This window comes from Streptomyces sp. NBC_01306 (genome assembly GCF_026340465.1).
Taxonomy (GTDB): Bacteria; Actinomycetota; Actinomycetes; order Streptomycetales; family Streptomycetaceae; genus Streptomyces.
Genome location: NZ_JAPEPC010000001.1, coordinates 427,783 through 441,269, shown reverse-complemented (window position 1 = coordinate 441,269; position 13,487 = coordinate 427,783). Strand labels below are relative to the sequence as shown.

The 13,487-nt window shown below is 71.4% G+C and carries 11 protein-coding genes; 5 read left to right on the top strand and 6 right to left on the bottom strand.

The features are described from left to right. Positions 1–19: 19 nt before the first annotated feature. Entirely contained in the window at positions 20–2,317 is a 2,298-nt protein-coding gene (locus OG385_RS01875) for a DEAD/DEAH box helicase (RefSeq protein WP_266860559.1), read from the bottom strand. 241 nt (positions 2,318–2,558) lie between these two features. On the opposite strand from OG385_RS01875, the gene OG385_RS01870 reads away from it, so the two are divergent. Further along, positions 2,559–3,338, top strand: a complete 780-nt coding sequence (locus OG385_RS01870; protein ID WP_266851213.1) for a VOC family protein — start codon at positions 2,559–2,561, stop codon at positions 3,336–3,338. A 70-nt stretch (positions 3,339–3,408) separates the two neighbouring features. Then, on the top strand, positions 3,409–3,654 hold the full coding sequence (locus OG385_RS01865) for a WhiB family transcriptional regulator (RefSeq protein WP_266851211.1): 246 nt from the start codon (positions 3,409–3,411) through the stop codon (positions 3,652–3,654). A gap of 179 nt (positions 3,655–3,833) precedes the next feature. Here the strand turns inward: OG385_RS01865 and OG385_RS01860 are convergent, their stop codons facing one another. From OG385_RS01860 to OG385_RS01845, 4 genes are all read right to left on the bottom strand, one after another. Beyond that, positions 3,834–4,811: an acyl-ACP desaturase gene (locus tag OG385_RS01860; protein WP_266851210.1), complete on the bottom strand. Its 978-nt coding sequence runs from the start codon at positions 4,809–4,811 to the stop codon at positions 3,834–3,836. Between the two features lie 189 nt (positions 4,812–5,000). After that, a complete protein-coding gene (locus OG385_RS01855) occupies positions 5,001–6,599 on the bottom strand; it encodes an ABC-F family ATP-binding cassette domain-containing protein (RefSeq protein ID WP_266851208.1) in 1,599 nt (532 codons plus the stop codon). 272 nt (positions 6,600–6,871) lie between these two features. Beyond that, on the bottom strand, positions 6,872–7,717 hold the full coding sequence (locus OG385_RS01850; protein ID WP_266851206.1) for a class I SAM-dependent methyltransferase: 846 nt from the start codon (positions 7,715–7,717) through the stop codon (positions 6,872–6,874). An 87-nt stretch (positions 7,718–7,804) separates the two neighbouring features. Beyond that, positions 7,805–8,380 (bottom strand): MarR family winged helix-turn-helix transcriptional regulator, encoded by a 576-nt coding sequence (locus OG385_RS01845; RefSeq protein ID WP_266851204.1) that lies wholly within the window; start codon positions 8,378–8,380, stop codon positions 7,805–7,807. A 95-nt stretch (positions 8,381–8,475) separates the two neighbouring features. On the opposite strand from OG385_RS01845, the gene OG385_RS01840 reads away from it, so the two are divergent. Beyond that, positions 8,476–9,000 carry a YceI family protein gene (locus OG385_RS01840; RefSeq protein WP_266851202.1) on the top strand — a complete coding sequence of 175 codons (525 nt, stop codon included), beginning with the start codon at positions 8,476–8,478 and terminating at the stop codon, positions 8,998–9,000. Positions 9,001–9,134: 134 nt separating this feature from the next. After that, positions 9,135–10,094 (top strand): GNAT family N-acetyltransferase, encoded by a 960-nt coding sequence (locus OG385_RS01835; RefSeq protein WP_266851200.1) that lies wholly within the window; start codon positions 9,135–9,137, stop codon positions 10,092–10,094. On the opposite strand, the gene OG385_RS01830 is transcribed toward OG385_RS01835, so the two are convergent. Continuing rightward, the gene (locus tag OG385_RS01830; RefSeq protein WP_266851198.1) at positions 10,091–10,507 is read right to left on the bottom strand and encodes an SsgA family sporulation/cell division regulator; all 417 of its coding nucleotides are present in this window, start codon (positions 10,505–10,507) and stop codon (positions 10,091–10,093) included. The two genes, OG385_RS01835 and OG385_RS01830, sit on opposite strands and share 4 nt — an antisense overlap. A 245-nt stretch (positions 10,508–10,752) precedes the next feature. Here OG385_RS01830 and OG385_RS01825 point away from each other — a divergent pair, with 245 nt between their 5' ends. Continuing rightward, complete coding sequence (locus OG385_RS01825; RefSeq protein ID WP_266851196.1) at positions 10,753–13,482, top strand: beta-N-acetylglucosaminidase domain-containing protein; 2,730 nt, start codon at positions 10,753–10,755, stop codon at positions 13,480–13,482. Positions 13,483–13,487 lie beyond the last annotated feature (5 nt).

Sequence of the window (13,487 nt, the reverse complement as noted above, 5' to 3'; positions counted from 1 at the left end):
CCCGCAGGGATGCGGGCCTTCACCCGTCCCCGGCCGCCTCCTGCTCACAGATCCGCCGCTCAGGAGCCCCCTGCCGCGGGATCTCCCGCATCTCCGGCGCGGGAGGCTGTCCCCCGGAGAGTCCGCTCCCGGTGGGTCCCCCCTCGGCCGGTTCCCGCTTCGCCAGGAACAGCCGCAGCTGCTCCTCCTCCACGATCCGCCGGGCGAGGCCCCCGTCGGAGACGTCGACGGCGTCGGGCGTCGCCTCGGCCACCTCGCTGCGCCGGGCGTACGCGTCGAACAGCCGGGTCTTGTCGGCCAGTACGCCGAGCATCCGCGTATCCACGCTGTCGGCGGCCAGCAGCCGGTGCACCCGCACCGTCCTGACCTGTCCCATGCGGTGGGCGCGCGCCACGGCCTGGTGCTCCATGGCCGGTTTGATCTGCGGCTCGCACAGGATGACGACGGAAGCCGCCTGCATGTTGAGGCCCACCCCGCCGGCCTGGAACTGGCTCAGCAGCACCGCGTGCCCGGGGGCAGCCGAGAACGCGTCGACCAGCTCCTGGCGGCGGGCGGCCGGCAGAGCGCCCTCTACCGGTCCGTACGCCGTCCCGCCGAGGGCCGTCCCCACTGTGGCCAGTACCTCGCGGAAGTACGAGAACACCACGACCTTCAGCCCGTTGGCGGCCGCCTCACCGACCAGCTCGCGCAGCCGCCGGAGCTTCGCCGAACCCTCCGGGCGGGCGTACGCGGCCCGGCGCATCCGCATGAAGTGCCCGTCCGACACGGCCTCCCGGTACGCGGTCAGGTCCCCCGCACTGAGCTCCTCCCACTCGTCCACGTGCACCAGCGCGGGCAGCTCCGTGAGGACATCGTCCTGGTTGCGGCGGAGATAGGCCGGGGCCACCGCCCTGCGGAACACCTGTGAGCCGGCTGCCGCGTCCCGGTCGCGGACCGCGGGCACCAGCTCGGGCTGGAGCCTGCGGACCAGACTGCGGAACTCCTCGACCCGGTTCTCCATCGGCGTGCCGGTCAGGAAAAGCACCCGTTCGGACGGGCCGGCCCAGTCCGCCACGGCCTTCGCCCGCCGGGTGAGGGGGTTCTTGACGAAGTGCGCCTCGTCGACGACGAGCATCCCCGGGCGTACGTCGTCCGGGACCGCGAGCAGAGGCAGCACGTCGAAGGTGGTGACCGCCACCCCGCCCTGCTCGCACCACCGGGCGAAGGCCGTCCGGCGCGCCGGTCCGTGCACGGGCCGGGCGGCCAGCGTGGAGCGCGAGCCCACCTCGCGCGTCCAGTTGATCAGTACGCTCGCCGGGCAGACGACCAGGAAGTGCGTGGCGCCGCCCGCCGCGAGATGGGCCATCGCCGCGATGGCCTGGACCGTCTTGCCGAGCCCCATCTCGTCCCCGATGATCACCCGGCGCTGCACCAGCGCGAACCGTGCCCCGAAAGCCTGGTAGCCACGCAGGGACACCCGCAGCCTGCTGTCGTCCAGCGGCTGGGCACGGACCCGTTCGGCGATGGCGGAGGGCACGAACCCCTCCGCCGCGGCGAGATCGGCGCCCTGGCCCGAGAACTCCGCCAGGAGGCTGTAGTAGTCGGCGGAGCGCAGCTCGAAGCCGACCCAGGCCTCGGCGTCGGACGCGGGCACCCGCAGCAGATCGGCCGAGACCTGGGCGAGGAGCAGCGGCACCCCGTCCGCCGCCGACTGCCGGGTGAGTTCCCCGACGGCTTCGAGCGCGGCGAGCACCTCCGTACGCCGGGTCCGGCCGGCCAGCGCCATGCGGAGCCTGCTGCGGGCCGGCCCGGCCTGCGGCAAGAGGCGGTCGAGCCCGGCGCTGAGCCGCTGCGCCGCGTCATGGGCGCGGCGCAGTTCGGGCCCGGCCTGCGCCAGCACGTGCAGCGATCTGACGAGCGCCGTCGTGCGCGGCTCGGGACGGTCGATGTCGATCCGTACGGTGACGGTCTCCTCGACCGCCCGGGCGATCTGCCCGGCGGCGGCGACGGCCTGGTCGGCGGTCTGGGCGCCGACCCCGGGCAGCTGCCGCAGCGCGTAGCGGCCCGCGTCGTGCACCTGGGCGACCGTGGTGAGACCCGCCTGTTCCAGGGCGCCGAGCCGCAGCCGCCCCTCGGTGACGTCCCGCAGCCGGGAGAGCGGGATCGGCTCCAGCTCGGCCCTGGCCAGCTCCTGCTGGAGCGGGGCGAGCGCGCTCCGTACGGCGTCGGCGGCCGCGGCACGGTCGGCGACGACGGCCCGCGCCGCGCCGAGCAGCCGCTCCGCCTCCAGGAGGAGGGCTCGGGCTCTTCTGCCGGCCGGGGCCGGACCGTGCTTCACGCCGCTCACCGGAGGGATGATCTCACGCGGCGCCGGACACTCCGGCCGGTCCCGGGGCGCGCCGGAAGGGCGGGCGGGGCGCCGTCCGGGGTGCGGATCAGGTACGCCATTGGGGTCGCCCGGCTACCCGCCCGGCCGTACCCGGAGGCCCGCGGCGGGCCGGATTGTCAGTGCCCGGTGCAAGACTCGGAAACGCAGGCCGACGGGGGACCCCGGCCACCCCCGAACCGAGGAGCGCACCATGCTGAGCATCCCGTTCGCCGCAGGCTCACCCAACTGGATCGATCTGGCGACCCCCGACCAGGAGGGGGCCACCGCCTTCTACGGCGCGCTGTTCGGCTGGGAGTTCCGGTCGGCGGGCCCCGATTTCGGTGGCTACGGCCTGTATTTCCTGGACGGGAAAATGGTCGGCGGGGTGATGCAGGGGACGGAGGGCCCGGCGGGCAAGGCGTCCTGGTCCGTCTACTTCCAGACCGAGGACGCCGAAGCGACCGCGCGGGACGTCGAGGCGGCGGGTGGAACCTCGCTCTTCGGACCGCACGACGTGGCCACCCTGGGTCGTATGTCCGGATTCACGGACAGGACAGGTGCGCCCTTCTCGACCTGGCAGCCGGGGGAGAACAAGGGCATGGGCGTGGTGAACGACCCGAACTCGCTCTGCTGGACCGAGCTGTACACCACGGATGTCCCGGCTGCCGCCGCTTTCTACCACGCGGTGTTCGGCTGGGAGACCAACTCCGCGCCGTACCCCGGGGGTACGTACACGATGGCGGCCCCGGCGGGCCGCGGCCCCGAGGCCAACATCGGGGGCTTCGTCCAGACCGGCGCGGCCGACGCGGGTTACTGGCTGCCGTACTTCGAGGTGTCCGACACCGACGCGGCGGTGGCATCGGCGCAACGGCTGGGCGGCTCCGTCGTCATGGAGCCGGTCGACCTGCCGGGCGTGGGCCGGATCGCCAAGGCGACCGACCCCCACGGAGCGCAGTTCGCGCTGATCAAGGGTGAGTCCGGCGGTGCGTGAGACCTGCGGCGGGAAGCTCGTTCATCGTTTGTTGAACAGACATTGATCGTTGCCGGGCACTGTGTCCATCATGTCGATCACCACCAGCAACGCCCCTGAGCTCGCCTGGCAGGAGCGGGCTCTGTGCGCCCAGACGGGGCCGGAGTTCTTCTTTCCCGACCCGGGCAGCTCCACGCGTGAGGCCAAGCGGCTCTGCGGAATCTGCGAGGAGCGAGTGGCCTGTCTGGAGTACGCACTCGATCACGACGAGCGGTTCGGAGTCTGGGGAGGACTCTCCGAGAAGGAGCGGTACGGCCTGAGACGTGACGCGAGCTGACGCGGGCCGGACGGGGACACGGGCCGGGGGGCCCGCAACCGGGGGCGCCACCACCCCGGCCGACGGCCGCCATGCGGCACCGGCCGGGGTGGGAAGAGCGCGCCGGTGAGTTTCCGGAGCCACCGGATCCACCGTGGCTCCGGGTTCTCCGGGTTCTCCGGGCGTCCGAGCCTCCGGGGCTACGACGCTGCGGCGCGTGCGGCCATCCGGGCCTTGCGGGCCGCGAGCTTCGCGTCGAACTTGGCAGCCTCGGAGTCCAGACCGCCCATGTACATGCCCAACTCCTCCTGCGCCTTCAGTCCTTCCGGGCCGAGCCCGTCGATGTCCAGGACCTTCAGGTACCGCAGGACGGGCTGGAGCACATCGTCGTGGTGGATCCGCATGTTGTAGATCTCACCGATCGCCATCTGCGCGGCGGCCCGCTCGAAGCCGGGCATCCCGTGCCCCGGCATCCGGAAGTCGACGACGACGTCGCGCACCGCCTGCATGGTGAGGTCCGGGGCGATCTCGAAGGCCGCGCCCAGCAGATTGCGGTAGAAGACCATGTGCAGGTTCTCGTCGGTCGCGATCCGCGCCAGCATCCGGTCGCAGACCGGGTCGCCCGACTGGTGGCCGGTGTTGCGGTGCGAGACCCGGGTGGCGAGCTCCTGGAAGGCGACATACGCGACCGAGTGCAGCATCGAGTGCCGGTTGTCGGACTCGAAGCCCTCCGCCATGTGCGCCATCCGGAACTGCTCCAGCTTGTCCGGGTCGACGGCGCGCGAGGCCAGCAGGTAGTCGCGCATCACGATGCCGTGCCGGCCCTCCTCCGCGGTCCAGCGGTGCACCCACGTGCCCCAGGCGCCGTCGCGCCCGAAGAGTGAGGCGATCTCGTGGTGGTAGCTGGGGAGGTTGTCCTCGGTCAGCAGGTTGACCACGAGCGCGGTCCTGCCGATGTCCGTGACCTTGGACTGCTCGGGCTCCCACGCCTTCCCGTCCTCGAAGAAGCCGGGAAAGTTGCGCGCGTCGGAGAACGGCACGTACTCGTGGGGCATCCAGTCCTTGGCCACGGAGAGATGGCGGTTGAGTTCCTTCTCCACCACCTCCTCCAGCGCATACAGCAGCCGGGCGTCTGTCCACGCGTCCGTACTGCCGAGGTGGGGAGAGGTGATCGTCACGGGGGCTCCTGGGGACGGGAGTATTTACCTACGGATTCGTAGGTTACGTCTCCGTAGGTTAAGGCGGCAGTAAGCCCCAGCCAAGCCCCGGTTCCGATATGCACCGTTACAGTCTGCTATGCCTCCAGGTCGGGTCTCGATACGGAGAGCCACATCACGCCTCGGGCCGGGCGTGTGGATCAAGCCGGGCTATTCGCTGCCGCCCAGTGTGAGCCACCGGGTGATGCCGACCGACTCCAGGAACGGCAGGTCGTGGCTGGCCACGATCAGCGCCCCCTCGTAGGACTCCAGCGCGGCCGTCAGCCGGCGCACGCTCGCCATGTCCAGATTGTTGGTCGGCTCGTCGAGCATCAGCAGCTGCGGGGCGGGCTCGGCCAGCAGCAGCGCGGCGAGCGCCGCCCGGAACCGTTCGCCGCCCGAGAGCGTGCCGGCCGGCTGGTCGGCACGCGCCCCCTTGAAGAGGAACCGGGCGAGCCGTGCCCGGATCAGGTTGTTGCCGGCGTCCGGCGCGTTGCGCGCCACGTTCTCGACGACGCTCAGCCCGTCGTCCAGTACGTCGAGCCGCTGCGGCAGGAAGCGGAGCGGCACATGGGCCGTCGCCTCCCCGGAGACCGGCTCCAGCTGACCCGCGATGGTCCGCAGCAGCGTGGTCTTCCCCGAGCCGTTCCGCCCGACCAGGGCGATCCGTTCGGGCCCGTGCGCGGTGAACTCGCCCTCGACACCGCTCCCGTACGGCAGTTGGAGTTCCCGCAGGGTCAGCACGCTCCGGCCGGGGTGCACTTTGGTGTACGGCAGCTCGATCCGGATCTCGTCGTCGTCCCGCACCGCGTCCGCCGCCTCGCTGAGCCGCTCCTTCGCGTCGTCCAGCCGCTCGGTGTGCATGATGCGGTGCTTGCCCGCCGACTCCTGCGCCGCGCGCTTCCGCGCACCCATCACGATCTTGGGTTCACGCTTCTGCTCCATCATCTTCTGCCCGTACCGCTTGCGCCGCGCCAGTTTGACCTGGGCGTCGGCCAGTTCGCGCTTCTGCTTCTGCACATCGGCCTCCGCGACCCGTACCATGCGTTCGGCCGCCTCCTGTTCCACCGCGAGGGCCTCCTCGTACGCGGACAGCGCCCCGCCGTACCAGTGGACCTCGCCGTCCCGCAGATCGGCGATCTGGTCGACGCGCTCCAGGAGTTCACGGTCGTGACTGACCACGACCATCACTCCGGGCCAGGCGTCGACCGCCGCGTACAGCCGTTGCCTGGCGTGCCGGTCGAGGTTGTTGGTCGGCTCGTCGAGCAGCAGGACGTCCGGCCTGCGCAGCAGCAGTGCGGCGAGCCTCAGCAGGACGGACTCACCGCCCGACACCTCGCCGATGCTCCGGTCGAGACCGACCGAGCCGAGTCCGAGCTGGCCGAGCACCGCGTGGGCGCGCTCCTCCACGTCCCAGTCGTCGCCGACCGCCGTGAAGTGCTCCTCACTCGCGTCACCTGCCTCGATGGCGTGCAGTGCGGCACGCTGCACGTCGATGCCCAGCGCCTGGTCCACGCGCAGCGCGGTGTCGAGCACGAGGTTCTGCGGGAGGTAGCCGATGTCGCCCGTGACGCGGACGGCTCCGCCGCTCGGGGTCAGCTCACCTGCGATCAGCCGGAGCAGGGTCGACTTCCCCGACCCGTTGACGCCGATGAGGCCCGTCCTGCCCGGGCCGACGGCCAGCTGGAATTGGTCGAGGACCGAGGTTCCGTCCGGCCAGGAGAAGGAGAGCGCGGTGCAGGAGATATGGGTGGACGAATGGGTTGACATACGGGTCTCCCGGTTGCTGCGAAAAGGGGTGGGGGCAACGGGTGGAGACACCGCAGGGCACAGAGAAAGCCCTGTTCCGGGAGGACAGCTCGAATACCGAGGTCACACGCGGTGCGCGCAGGTGTGGTCACTGCACGGCACGGTGTCTCAAGACCTCAGTAGCGCAATGTCCTACTCCGATCAACGACAACAGGGCCAGGGAGAACGTTACGGCCGATCCGGCCCGCCCGCAAAGCGATTTACCGCGTCCGGTCGTACGCGGGCGCCCGTGGTCACGGCGCCGGCGGTCCGGCGGGGCGGCGCCCCCAGGCGGAGATCATGGGGGACGTCGCCAGATCGAGCCGGCCAGTGGCGACGTTCGCCAGATGCTGGTCGATGTCCTCGTCGGTGGCGATCCCGGCTGCCACGAGACGGGAGCGGATCTGGCGCACGGTGGCGGCTTCCAGGACGGTGCAGGCCGGCGAGGTGATGGGGAAGTAGGCGTCCGCCTGTACGTCGTCCAGGCCGGCTTCGCGCAGCAGCCGGGGGAGCGTCCGCCCGTAGGCGAGATCCGCGCCGCGCGCGGCCATCAGCTCGCGGAAACCTGACCGCAGACGGTTGGCGAGCCGCTGCTCGGGGCCGGACTCGTCGGGGCACAGCAGTGGCTGGAGTCCGGGGTCTGCGTCCTCGACCAGGAGCAGGCCGCCGGGACGCAGCGCCTGCACCATCCGGCGCAGGGCTTCGGCCCGGTCGGTGACGTGGACCAGGACCAGCCGTGCGTGGACCAGGTCGAATCCGCCGGGCGGCGGCGGGTCGGCCGCCACGTCGTGGCGCAGCACCTCGATGTTCCCGTCGGTGCCGGTATCGCTGCCGGTGCCGAGAGCGGACTCGGTCCACGAGGTGTCGATGTCCGTGGCCACCACGGCACCGTCCGGACCGACCCGCGCGGCCAGACCCATGGGAACGGTGGGGCCGCCGGCGCCGATCTCCCAGCACCGCATCCCTGCCGTGACGCCGAGCCGGTCGATGTGCCGGAAGGTCACCGGATCGAACAGCTCGGCCAGCGCGTCGAAGCGGATGCCGGCTTCCGCCTGCTGGTTGTCGAGCAGGTATCCGTTGTCCGCGCCGTGGTCAGCCATGCCGCGAGTATCGCCGATCCCGTCCGCATGCGAGATCGCCGGGGCGGTCACCGCCGACCGCTGCACCAGGGCGTTTGCCGCGCCCGCTCAATGGCCGGAGGGCGAGCCCGCGTCGTTGAGCTCGGCCTCCAGATAGCCCATCGCCTTGACGAAGACGGTGCGCTCCTGCGGGCTGAGCCGTTGCAGGACCCGGGTGATCGGTGCTGCGGACTCCTCCAGCCAGCGGTCCACCGCCGCCTCCCGGTCCGGGACGATCCGCACCAGGGTGCGCCGACGGTCCGCGGGGTCGGTCGAGCGCTCGGCGAACCCGGCCCGTTCCAGGTCCGCCACGAGGCCGCTGACGGTGGCCAGGTTGAGGTCCAGGACCGCGGCGAGGTTCCCGACCGTCGTGCCCTCCTCGCGCAGCAGCGCCAGGGCCGCGCCGTGCCGCGGGCCGAGGACGGTGTCCGAGACCCCGCCGCGTCCGGTACGGGAGCGCAGCGCACGTGCCACGCGCGGGAGGAGTTGCACCAGATTGCGCAGTCCCTCGTGCACCGTGCACGGCGCGGCAGCCGGTACCCCGCCGGGATCCGGGGGCTCGGCCGGGGCGACGGCTGAGCCCCCGGCCGGCTCGCCGGCCTGCGCCGCGGTGTCGGCGGGCTGCGGGCGTGGTCCGAATATCACGATCAGATCGTACTGTTTCCGATTGGATCGAATGGTTCGGCCAACCAAAGTATGGTGCGGACCGAAGCAATGACCCACGGCCGCTGGAGGCACCCATGACCGCCGACCCCACTCCTCTCGACCCGGCCGGACTCGCCGGAGCGTGGAGCCTGGACCCCGCCCGTACCTCGATCACGATCCGCACCAAGGCGATGTGGCTGCTGCCGGTGAAGGGCACGGCGAAGGCGGTCGAGGGCGGCGGCACCGTGGGCCCCGACGGATCGGTCAGCGGCACGCTGGTCGTGGACGCGGCCTCCATCGACACCGGCACGGCCAAGCGGGACCAGCACCTGCGCGACGCCGACTTCTTCGAGGTGGCGAAGTACCCGACGATCACCTACGAGGCCACCGCGGGCACGGTGTCCGCCTCCGGCCGGGTCGAGCTGACCGGGACACTGACGCTGCACGGCCGGACACAGCAGCTCGCACTCGTCGGCCGGGTGACCGCCGCCGACGACGACGGGGCCACTGTGGTGGTCGAGGCCGAAATCGACCGCAGCGAGTGGGGCATGACGTTCTCGAAGATGGGCGCGGGACTCAGGAACCACCTGGTCATCAGCGCCCGGTTCACCAAGGCCTGACCATCGGCTCCGCCGCCGCGGCGATGCGCTGCACGTGCCGTGCCACCGGGTGTGTCGTGCCGTTGGGTGCTGCGGCCGGGCGGCGCCGGAAAACCGATCGACGGCCTCGCGGGGCCCTGGCACAGTGGCGCACCATGACGCGCTTGGATTTGATGACCGCCGCGGACGTGCCCCTCATGCAGGGCCTGGCTCAGCGTGTCACCGCCGTCCGTCCGGACCTGATCGGCGCCGGCGCGTCGTACGGGGAGCTGGCCTGGATCTGGGGCAAGGACCATGCCGCCCAGGGTGCGGCCTGGCCGCGTCGGCTGTGGTTCGTGGGCGGGGATCCGGTGGCGTGGGGCTGGGCCTGTCTTCCGCGCCGGGTGAGGCGCAGTGACGGGTCGGTGAAGGAGGCCACCGGTACCTCTCTGACGTATCAGGTCCATCCCGACCACGCGGGGCTGGTCGACGAAGTGATCGACTGGTACGAGGGTGTGGCGGCCGGTCCCGAGCGCACGGTGATACCGAGTGCCGCCGACGAGTTCGCCCTGAAGCGGTGGATGGCGCACGGTTATGCGGTGGACCCGGCCGCACTCGGCGACACCGGGGACTGGACCCAGCTCAACGAGCGGGACCTCACCGATGTGGACCGGCCGGTGCTGCCGGACGGATTCCGGTTCCGCACCGCGGACGAGGCCGGACCGGAGGCCGCGGTCCGGGCCCATGTGGATGCCTGGGCCCCCTCGACGTACACGGCCGAAAGCTATGAGGGCGTCCGGCGGACGGCGTCCTACCGCGGCGACCTGCACATCCTGGTGGAGGCGCCGGACGGGACGATGGCAGCCTCGACGATCATGTGGCTCGACGGAGCGAACAGGACCGTCGAGTTCGAGCCGGTCGGAACGCATCCGGACTACCGGCGGCTCGGCCTGGGAAGGGCCATGCTCCTGCACGGGATGAGGCTGGCGCGGGCGGCCGGGGCCACTCACGCGACGGTCGCCTGCCTGGGTGCGCCGGGGCACCCGGAGGCGCGCGGCCTGTACTACGGCGTCGGGTTCCGGGAGCTCTCGCGGGACGCGCCGCTGATCAGAACCGGGACAGCGGACAGGACCTAGCAGGCGTCCCGCAGCAGTTCCACGACGTCCTGGTCCACGTCGAGATAGCGGTGCTCGCGCCCGGTCGGGACGAGCGTCTCGGTCCGTTTCAGGAAGTGGCGCAGCTCGGCGGTGTGGATGTGGACCATCGCGACGCCCTCGCGGGAGTGGAACTCCAGGACGGTCCGGTCGTAGCCGAACGGCCGGATCCGTACGTCACCCACACCGGCCGGCGCACGGAGCCCCGCGCCCAGCAGGTCGCGTGCGAACGCCCAGGTGACCGCCACGCCCGCCAGCGTGGCCTGCGGCGGGAAGCCCACGGCGACCGCGAAGGGGTCCGCACGGTCGTAGCGCAAGGTGGTCGGGACGGTCTCCATCCGGGGTGCGGGTGTGACCAGGCGAGCCTGGACAGCCTGTTCGACGACACGAGGCAAGGTCTCGCTCCCTTCTCGCGGTTCGGCCGACGGTGTTCCCTCGAAGGGTCAGACGTCCGGCGGGACCGTTCCGTGCACCGGAAGACCGAGTGACATCCATCACCCTGCGGTGGAAGGGTGGCGGGTCATGCGCGCAGCTGCTCGGAAAAGCCTTCCTGCGCGCATCATTGACACACAATCAGGCGAGTGGTCTAGTCCTCCACAGCCCCGCTCAGGGGTAGGTGCCGAACCGTGGAGGATCGTTGATGTTCCGCAAAAAGCCGGCCGTACCGCATCACGGCCCGCTCTCCGGGCCCCTGCTCAGACCCCTCGTGGCCGGCCTCGCGCTGGCCCTGTCGGCCGCCCCGCTCAGCGCGGTCACCGCCGGGACCGCGAGCGCGGCCCCGAAGCCGGCCGCCCCTGTCATCACCCCCGCACCGCAGTCCGAGTCCGTCCGCTCCGACAGTGTCCGTATCACCCCGTACGTCGACATCGTCACCGGCAGCACGACCGACGCCGCAGCGCTCTCCCTGGTGGAGAAGTCCCTGAAATCCGCCGGAGCTTCCCACTTGTCCGTCGGGCCGAAGAGCACCGGCCGGGACCGGCTGGCGGTCTACGTCGGCGGCCCCGGCGAGAACCCGTCGTCCGCCACCGCCCTCACCGCACTCGGCGTGCAGGGCCCGCAGGGCCTCGCCGCCGAGGGCTACGTACTCGCGGCCGGCCGGGCCCACGGCGACAGCGCGGGCCGGATCGTGCTCTCCGGGGCCGACGCGACCGGGACGTACTACGCCGCCCAGTCGCTGCGCCAGGTGCTCCCGCACCGCAGCGGCCCCGGTGCCCCGGTGCGCGGCCTGAACGTGCGCGACTGGCCCGCCACACCTGTACGCGGCACCATCGAGGGCTTCTACGGCACCCCCTGGTCGCAGGCCGCGCGTCTGGACCAGATGGACTTCTACGGCGCGCACAAGATGAACATCTACGTGTACTCGCCGAAGGACGACGCCTACCTCCGGGACAAGTGGCGCGACGCCTACCCGCCGGACCAGCTGGCCACGATCAAGCAGTTGGTGGACCGGGCGCGTGCCAACCACGTCCAGTTCACCTATGCGCTCTCGCCCGGACTGAGCGCCTGCTACAGCTCCGACGCCGACCTCAAGGCACTGGTCGACAAGCTCCAGACCATCTGGGACATCGGCGTGCGGCAGTTCGCCATCCCGCTCGACGACATCAGCTACACCCACTGGAACTGCGACGCCGACCAGGCGAAGTTCGGCACCGGTGGCGGTGCGGCCGGCGCCGCGCAGGCGTATCTGCTCAACCGGGTCAACAAGGAGTTCATCAAGACCCACGAGGGCGCGCAGCCGCTGGAGATGGTGCCGACCGAGTACTACGACGTCACCCCGTCCCCGTACAAGACCGCCATCGCCGGACAGCTCGACAAGGACGTCCTGGTGGAGTGGACCGGTGTCGGCGTCGTCGCACCGACCATGACGGTCGCGCAGGCGAAGTCCGCCCGTACGGTGTTCGGCCATCAGATCCTGACCTGGGACAACTACCCGGTCAACGACTACGTGACCAACCGGCTGCTGCTCGGCCCGTTCAACGGACGGGAGAAGGGGCTCGCCGAACAGCTCGCGGGGATCACGGCCAACCCGATGATCCAGCCGTACGCCTCGAAGCTCGCCCTGTACACCGTCGCCGACTACACGTGGAACGACGCGGCGTACGACCCCGACCGCTCCTACCGGCAGGCCGTGCACGAACTCTCGGGCGGCAGCCCGCGGGTGGAACGGGCCCTGCGCGCCTTCACCGACGTCAACTACAGCTCGTCGCTCAACAAACAGGAGGCGCCCGAGCTGTCCGCGGTCATCTCCCGCTACTGGGACGGCAAAGCGTCGTCCCGCACCCTCGCGGCCTCCCTGCGCGAGCTGCACGACGCCCCCGGTGTGCTGCGCGCACAGCTGCCGGACAAGGGCTTCGTCACCGACGCCGGTCCTTGGCTCGATTCCGCGCAGGCGTGGGGTACGGCGACACTCGCCGCGCTGCGGATGCTGGACGACGCGAAGGCCGGGCACGGCGCCGCCGCGTGGCAGGAGCGGCAGCAGCTGGCCGGTCTCGTCGCGAAGGCGAAGGCGCCGGTCTACACCGACATGAACGGCGGGAAGATCCCGGTGGTCGTGGGTGACGGTGTGCTCGACGCGTTCGTGAACCGGGCGCTCACCGATGAGGGCCGGCTCATCGGGCTTCCGCCGCAGCCGGCGGGCCAGAGCGACCTGGGTGTCTACTCGGGCAACGCCCCGGCCCGGATGACCGACGGCGACGACTCCACCTACTTCTGGAGCAGTGCCGCGGCGGCCAAGGACGACTGGGTCGGGGTGGACCTCGGCGCCCAGCGTCCCATCAGCGACGTCACCGTCACCATGGGCAAGTCCGGCAGCGAGTCCGACTACCTCCACCAGGGCGTCCTGGAGTACTCGTCGGACAACAGCACCTGGCACACGCTCGGTTCGTTCAAGGACTCGCCGACGGCCAAGGCGACGGCCCCGGCGGGCACCACCGCGCGGTACGTACGGGCCCGGGCGACCGCCGACCAGACCAACTGGGTGGTGGTACGGGAGTTCCACGTGGGCGGTGCGGACGCACCGGCCGTCACGGGAAACCCGCCCGCGGCGGACGGCAGTACCCAGGCATCCGCCGCTGACGGGAACGCGGAGAGCGTCTACCGCGCCTCACGCGCACCCGCGGCCGGTGAGTCCCTGGACGTCGTCCTGCCGCAGGCCAAGACGGTGCACTCGGTGACCGTGCTGGCTCCCGGCGGAGTGAACGGCGTCAAGGCGGCCGTGCAGATCCGTACCGGTGGCCGGTGGCAGACACTCGGCGCGACGACCGGCCCGTACACACACATCACGACCCGTGCGGTCACCGCCGACGCGGTCCGCCTGCTGTGGGCCAAGGGCTCGGCGGCGCCGCAGATCAATGAGGTGGCCGTGCAGTAGCCGCG